Genomic DNA, 8,133 nt, shown 5'->3' with positions numbered 1-8,133 from the left:
TTTGAAAGTTTGCCAAAGTGTGTGGCGCAAGGGGGATGGGGAAATTTTAAATTTTGAATTGATGGGAAATTGTATAAAAAATATTTGTTTATTAAAAAACATTTACTATTTTTGCCGTTGTTTAAAAAAATGGTTTTTTCTTTAAAACTGACTATGGAAAGGTTATATACTGGTATTATTAAACAGATAATAAAACACAAAAATAAGGGAATTATTGCCTATACTGATGATAGTGGTATAGAACAAAGAACTCTTTTCTTTAATTTGAAATTAAAAGGTAAAACGAGAGAATATTGAATATTGCGAAATTTTTGAAGGAAAAATCTATTATTTGAATGAATGTCCTTATAAGATTGGAAAAGATATTTATGTGATTGTTGCAGGAGTTGATAAAAAAGGAATTATTAATTTTAAAACCGTATTGTAAGCATTTATGAGTTCTAAGTTTTTCACCAATACCGAAGGGAATACCTTGTTTAAGAAGTTTGAAGGAGTGCTTGAAAATAATCCTATAGCTTTTTTTGATGCTTTAGTAGGCTATTTTAGGGCTTCAGGTTATTTTAAATTGCGTCCTTTTTTAGAGAAAATGAGCGAAATACGTATATTGGTGGGTATTAATGCTGATAAACTAATTGCTGATGCTAAACGAAAAGGATTATTATACTTAGAGGATAAGATTAAAACGAAAGAAGAACTTTTGAGGTCTATTACACAAGATATAGATAAAGCTCCTTATGAAGCTGAAGTGGAGGATGGTATTAAGCAGTTTTTAGACGATATTTTTTCGGGCAAAGTAAAGATAAGAGCTTACGGACAGAAAAAACTGCATGCTAAATTCTATATCTTACGCCCAATGAACTTTAATAAAGATTCTTTTGCAAGTGTGATAATGGGTTCGTCTAACCTTACAAATGCTGGTTTAGGGATTTATGATGATGCTAATTACGAACTTAACGTACAACTCAACAGTTATGATGATGTAAAGTTTGCTCTTGATGAGTTTGAGCCTCTTTGGAAAAATGCTTCTGAACTTATTCCTGCAGATATAGACAAGCTGATCGCAGGCACTTATTTAGCTAAAAATACTCTTACTCCTTATGATTTGTATTTAAAAATGCTTATAGAGTATTTTGGTGAAGAAGCTGTTTTGGATAGTCTAAACAATGAAGAACTACCTGAAGGGTATACCAATTTGCAATATCAGGCTGATGCTGTAAATGAGGGAGTGCGTATGCTGATGAAACACAATGGTTTTATACTAGCTGATGTTGTGGGGCTTGGTAAAACAGTGGTAGCAACTCGCATCATAAAGAAGTATATTGCTAAGAACGGACATAACACTAAAGTATTGGTAGTTCATCCTAATGCTTTGAAAGTGGGGTGGGAAAACACAATAAAAGATTTTGGCATAGGTAATTATGTTGATTTTATTTCAAATGGTAGCTTACACAAACTATTTATAAATAAAAACATTGACTATCAGAAACCTGAGGAATATGATCTTATTATAGTGGATGAAGCTCATAATTTTCGTTCGTCTAACACTACTAAATACGAATATTTAGAGTTACTTTGTAAAACACCACGTATAGGATTAGGTAATGATATGAGTAATAGAAAAAAAGTAATACTTATTTCGGCTACCCCTATCAATAATAAGCCTGATGATATAGCGAACCAAATATTTCTCTTTCAAGATGCAAGGAATTCAACTATTGAAGGAGTTCCTAACCTTAAATCATTCTTTTATGAGAAAAGTGTAGCATACCAAAACTTAAAAAGTTTGAAAGGTGATGCGCTAATAAAGGAGGTAAAAGCTATTTATGAGCCTATCAGAGAAAAAGTATTTTCGGAAATAGTAATTAGGCGTACACGTGCTGACATTAAGAAAATAGAACGTTATAGTGAAGATATAGCCTCGCAAGGAATGACATTCCCTACAGTAGTAGGTCCTAATAAAATAAGCTATAATTTTAATGCTTATCAGGCACAAGTATTTGATAGTACAGTAACTGCTATTCTCACTAATTTGGCTTATTACAGGTATAGAGCTATTGAATTTCTTAATCCTGAATTTGCTGATTTATACGATAATGCTCAACACATAGCTTTACAGTTGGCAATGATAATGAAGACATTACTGGTAAAACGTTTGGAAAGTAGTTTTACAGCTTTTGTTAATTCTTTACGCCGCTTCAAAATTTCTAACCAAAGAATGATAGAAATGTTTGCCAATGATAAAGTGTATATTGCTCCTGATTTGGATGTTAATAAGTTTTTAGACAATTACCGAGAAGAAGAATTAGAGGCTAAAATAGAATCTTTAAGTGAAAAATCGCCTAAGAATAGGATATTTAAGGCTAAAGATTTTTCGGAAGGCTTATTGGAAGGACTCAAAAAAGACCAAGTAATATTGGAAGCATTAGTACAACAGTGGGAAAATATAGGAGAAGACCCTAAGCTAGAAGAGTTTTTTAAAACAATAAATACTACTCTTTTGGATGAGAGGAATATAGAGAAAAAATTGGTTATCTTTTCTGAAAGTACAGAAACAGTTGATTATTTAGCTGATGAGCTTAGAAAGATAGGCAGGAATGATGTGTTGGCTATCAGTGCTAAAAATAGCAAAACTCAATTTGCTACTATTCGTAAGAATTTTGACGCTAATTACCCTGAAAATCAGGAAAATAAATACAATATAATCATTACTACAGAAGTACTTGCTGAGGGTGTTAACTTGCACCGAGCTAATGTGATATTGAATTATGATATACCTTGGAATGCTACTAAACTGATGCAGCGTATAGGGCGCGTGAATCGTATTGGTAGCAAAGCTAAAAACATTTATGTTTATAACTTTTTCCCGACTGCTGAATCTAACAAACTAATAACTCTTAACGAAAAGGCTCTGAAAAAACTACAAAGTTTTCACACTGCATTGGGGGAGGATGCCAAAGTGTATACGGAAGAGGAACAAATAGTAGATAACGTTTTAGGTAATCTACAAACACAAGAAGAAGTAGATGAGCGTTTACAATATTTGGAAAAAGTACGTATGCTATATAAAAATGATTTGAAAACCTACCAACGTATTAAAAAATTACCTTTAAAAAGTCGTATTGCACGATTAGCCAATGTGAAACGTGAAGAAGCTCTTGCTGTTATAGGACAACCTATAGATAATGCTGTACTTTGCTATCTGCGCAACCAAATGAAAGAAGGTTTTTATGTAGCTAATGAAAACAACTGTGTGGAAATTACTTTTTACCAAGCTATTAAGCTATTTGAAGCTACCAAAGAGGAAAAAACCACTGTTATTGAAACACAATTATTTAAACCTGTAAATAAGGCTATTATTCATTTTAAGGAAGTATACAACAGAGAGTATTCGGTTGAAGAATTTGATAAATACAATTTAAATAAGCAGGAAAATAAAGCAAAAAAATTCTTAGAAAATTTGATAAAGATGAAAGTGCAAGCAGGACTTACAGATATGCAAGTAACAATTATAAAAACAGGCTTGGAGACTATATATAAAGGGAAATTTAATCGTTTTTTAAGAGAAGTAACTCAATTAGCGACTATACAGAAAAAGAAGCAATTTCCTCTGTCAATATTGGTAGAGAAACTTGCAGAGATATTAAATCGTTATCCTTTTGCAGAGATAGCTCGTCTTGATAGTTTACGACTAAAAGAAAATCATATAGTTCAAACCTACGAAGAACCTACTATAGTGCTTACAGAAACTTTTATTTAAGATGACAAAGACCGAATTACGCGAAATATTTCAAGCTCCTTACAACCAAAAAACTTGGGGGCATAGTCTTCATTTTTTGAGTGGTAATAACGATAGATTACAATTATTTTTAGCACCCAAAAGTATTACTCTTTATACTAATGAAGCTACTAAGCTAGTAAAAAGCTTTCATCAGTTAGGAAAGCTGAGAACAAATGATGATGTAGAGTTCCCCATCTATGAAGTGATTTTGAATAACAAGGTACAGATAAGCCATAATAAAGTAACGGTAAACAACTTTGTAAAGAAGTATATCGTAAACGATGCTATTGAAGGAGCACTGGTGACTTATGCTTATGAAGATACCAATAGAAAAGAATGGCGTTTTTCATTCATCAGTAAAAATACAGCTAGTGAATTTTTTGCTGAGGCTGAAAGTATAGAAACTAATCCGCGAAAATATACTTACGTTTTTGGTACAGATGAGCTTCATACTACTGCTGTTGAGCGCTTTTTTACTCTACAACAATCTAATTTTGAAGTAAAAGATTTTTTTGCTGCTTTTGAAGTAGAAGCTCTTAATAAAGAGTTCTTTGAAGAGTATAAAGCTATATATGAGGATTTTGTAGAACATATTACAGGAAAGCGTTTTGTAAAAGAAAAAGGAAAATGGGTAGAGAAAGAAAAACACTTGCCAGACCCACAATATCTCTCTCCTTTTGGAGAAGATGACAAATGCGTACGTGATTACGTAAAGAAACTATTAGGACGCTTGGTGTTTTTATATTTCTTACAAAAGAAAGAATGGCTGAATGGTGATGTAAATTATCTGAAAAATTTATTTGGAAAATCAGATAAAACATCTTTTTTGGAAGAGGTATTAGAGCCACTATTTTTTGGAGTACTTAATACCAAACCAGAAGACAGAAGAGCGCTTTTTGAAGCTGAGCAGTGGAATTTATCACTACTAAAGGAATGGGAAAAAGTGCCTTACCTGAATGGGGGGCTGTTTGAAAGAGATATTATAGATAATGAAAGGGTTATTTTCTCGGAAGAACTTTTTGAGCGTACCTTTGAGTTTTTTAGTAGATACAATTTTACCATTGATGAGAACGACCCTGAAGATACCCAAATAGGTATTGATCCTGAAATGTTAGGGAAAATATTTGAGAATCTTTTGGAAGACAATAAGGATAAAGGGGCGTTCTATACTCCTAAAGAGATTGTACAATATATGTGCAGAGAGTCGCTTATTGCCTACCTAACTGAGAAACACAAAGAGGAAGAGGTAAACATACGCAATTTAGTAGAAAAGCACAACACTAAATGGGAGGAGGATACTTGCAAAAAAGTACTTAATAGTCTAAAAGAGGTAAAAATATGTGACCCAGCGATTGGGTCGGGAGCATTCCCTATGGGGATGCTGAATGAGTTGTACAAATGTAGGATAGCACTTGGGGAGGAGAAGTCGGTAAATATAAAGAAGGAGATCTTGCAAAACAATATCTATGGAGTAGATATTGAGAAAGGGGCTGTGGATATAGCACGTTTGCGTTTTTGGTTAGCCTTGGTGGTAGATGAGACTATTCCAGAACCTTTGCCTAATTTAGATTTTAAAATTATGCAGGGAAATAGCTTGTTAGAGAGCTATCAGGGAGTGGATTTGAGTAATCTCACAACAGAAAATAATAATTTAATGCTTGTTGAAAATTCACAAAAAGACTTATTTGGAAACTATGTAGAACCACAGCTTAAAATAACCTTTACCAAAAAAGACTTTACTGAAAGCTTGCAGCAAGATATTAAAAAATATTTTAGTGTTACAGACGCTGAAACAAAGAAGCGTTTAAGAAAACAAATTAACAACAAAATACAGGAGCATATAGATTATAATTTGGAGTTGCGTAGAAATCACCTAGAAAGATTAAAGTTAGAAATTACTCCTAAATATAAAAATGATATTTTAACTCTTAAGCAAGAAAGAGAAAAAGAATCCTTAGAGCAGGAGATAGCAAAATTAGATATAAGCCGTAAGGAAATAATAAAACTACAAGAAACAGATGAAAAACCTTTTTTCTTATGGCATATATATTTTGCTGATGTATTTAAAGGGGCAAATAATTTAAACAACTCTGGCTTCGATATTGTCATTGGTAACCCACCATACATTGATTCAGAAGCAATGGTGAAAAATGGACAAGAAGCTATTAGAAATACATTATCTATAGAATATGACTTCTGTAAAGGTAATTGGGATATTTATATAGCTTTTTTTGAAAAAGGTTTTAAAATACTTAACGAAAAAGGAATATTAACATATATCACCCCTGATAAGTGGACTTCTAAGCCTTTTGGTTATGAATTAAGAAAAGAACTATTCCCAAACTTTTATAGAATAACAGAATGCGGAAGAAATATTTTTGAAAGTGCTAATGTAGATGCAATTATAACATTTCTAACAAAAAAATTAAAAAAGGAAATTCTTATAGATATTTTTGCAAAAGAAAATATTATAAACTTTTCTATCATCAGTAAAGAAATAATAAAAGAGCCTTACTCTTTAGATTGGTTATTCTCTAAAAATATTAGTATCATAAATAAGGTAGATTCTTGTATAAAAATATTTTCTGACTATTGGGTATGTGAAAATGCCTGTGCAACATCAGATGCTTATAAGATAAAACCATACATATCTGATACAAAGTATGATTCTAGTAGACTGAAAATAATAAATACAGGAACAATAGGTAGATTTATATCTAAATGGGGGGAGAAAACAATGACTTACCTTAAAGATAAATATCAGATTCCAACAGTTAATAAAGAAGAGTTTAGTTTGAATTTTAAAAATAGTTATGGTATGAAATCTTATTGCCCTAAAATTATTATTAAGGGCTTAACTTTATTGGACGCTTGCATTGATAAAGAAGGTATTATTATTCCTGGAAAATCAACATTAGTTATCACATCTGATACTGCAAAAGAACTTTTTTTCCCTTTAGCCCTTATAAATTCAAAGTTTTCTATTTTTTATATAACAGAAAAATATAGAGGCTCAAGCTACAATCAAGGTATAAATTTCAATCCTGAAATGATTAATAACTTACCTATTCCTTTAATAGAAAAGGATATATTATATCCTTTTATAACTTTAGTAACACAAATTCTTAATGCTAAAGAAAAGGATTCTAACTTTGACACAATAGACTTAGAAAATCAGATAGATATCTTAGTCTATAAACTTTATAACCTAACGTATGAAGAGGTAAAAATAATAGATCCTAATATTGAAAGTATTATATCAAAAGAAGAATATGAAGCAAAAAAGTGAGTTAAAAACTCACTTCTTTGTTAATCATTGTCAGATAGTCTAAATTCTATTTCATAGTTTTTTATAAAATCAATTTCTTCTTGTGTAAGTCCGTACAAAGGACAAATAAGATCGTCTATTTTGTCAATAATATGTTTTGATTTTTGAATTTTATACTCTTTAAATTCATTGATATGATAACTTGAATCCTCTGTTACAGTCCTATTCTTAGCATTATTTTCTATATCAGCTAAGTATTCTTGATAAAGTTTTTCTAATGCTACAATATCTTTATCACTAAGATAGGGTATTGTAAAATTCTCTATTTCATAACTTTTCCAATTAAGATTGTCAGAATAAATCTGATAAAACCAAAAAGAAAGATTACTACTTAGTATTCCTCCAATAGAATTAGATAATTCAGAAGAAAATAATAGTATTTTTTCAGCAGAAGAACCTGTTGAATAATTTGTAACAACTTTAAAATATCTTCCTCCTGCAGCTCTATAATATATAGGATTCCCTTTCTCTGATAGATATTTAGATATAGTTTTTTGATTGAGTATTTTTGTTAAAATATTTCTTTCTATATTATAGCTGATTTTTGGTATACGTCCTACTAACATTAGATCTTTTGTTTCAACAAAATCTAAATTATTAATAAGTTGTTCAAGATTAAAGTTTTTTCCTCTTCTATACATTTTAGTAGATAGAATACTCTCACAAGGTGTATTTGTTTTCACATATTGAATAATGGAAGTATTTACCATTGCATTTTCAAAAATAGGTTTAGGACGAACCGCATAAGAGGATAGCTTTATTGCTCTACAATTATTTCTTAGTAGCTTATGAATTCCTATTACAGCTTCGCTTGATGTAATAGATATAGGCACTATAAAGCCTAAATTTCCTCCTTTTTTCAATAGGTTATAGCCTAATTCAATAAAGAGTGTATACGTATCTAATGAACCTTTTTGTATTCCTTTGATGGTTTGAGCAGATATATATTTCTTCTTTAAAACCTTTTTATCTTCTTGTGAAAGTTTAGCTCCATATGGTGGGTTACCAATGACAATATCGAAGCCAG

At 30.9% G+C, this 8,133-nt stretch carries 3 protein-coding genes; 2 read left to right on the top strand and 1 reads right to left on the bottom strand.

Annotated features, from left to right (window positions below):
- The first annotated feature begins 433 nt into the window (after nucleotides 1-433).
- Together HMPREF9075_RS10035 and HMPREF9075_RS10030 are read left to right on the top strand one after the other, a co-directional pair.
- On the top strand, nucleotides 434-3,757 hold the full coding sequence (locus HMPREF9075_RS10035) for a helicase-related protein (protein WP_009416472.1): 3,324 nt from the start codon (nucleotides 434-436) through the stop codon (nucleotides 3,755-3,757).
- A 322-nt stretch (nucleotides 3,758-4,079) separates the two neighbouring features.
- Nucleotides 4,080-7,067, top strand: a complete 2,988-nt coding sequence (locus HMPREF9075_RS10030; RefSeq protein WP_232305098.1) for a DNA methyltransferase — start codon at nucleotides 4,080-4,082, stop codon at nucleotides 7,065-7,067.
- A gap of 20 nt (nucleotides 7,068-7,087) precedes the next feature.
- Here the strand turns inward: HMPREF9075_RS10030 and HMPREF9075_RS10025 are convergent.
- Nucleotides 7,088-8,133: Eco57I restriction-modification methylase domain-containing protein (locus tag HMPREF9075_RS10025; RefSeq protein WP_009416470.1), on the bottom strand; the 1,046-nt coding region annotated here is incomplete at its 5' end.

It is taken from the genome of Capnocytophaga sp. oral taxon 332 str. F0381, from assembly GCF_000318275.2.
GTDB lineage: Bacteria > Bacteroidota > Bacteroidia > Flavobacteriales > Flavobacteriaceae > Capnocytophaga > Capnocytophaga bilenii.
The sequence above is the reverse complement of the archived record's forward strand: the minus strand, read 5'-3'. Positions and strand labels throughout refer to the sequence as shown.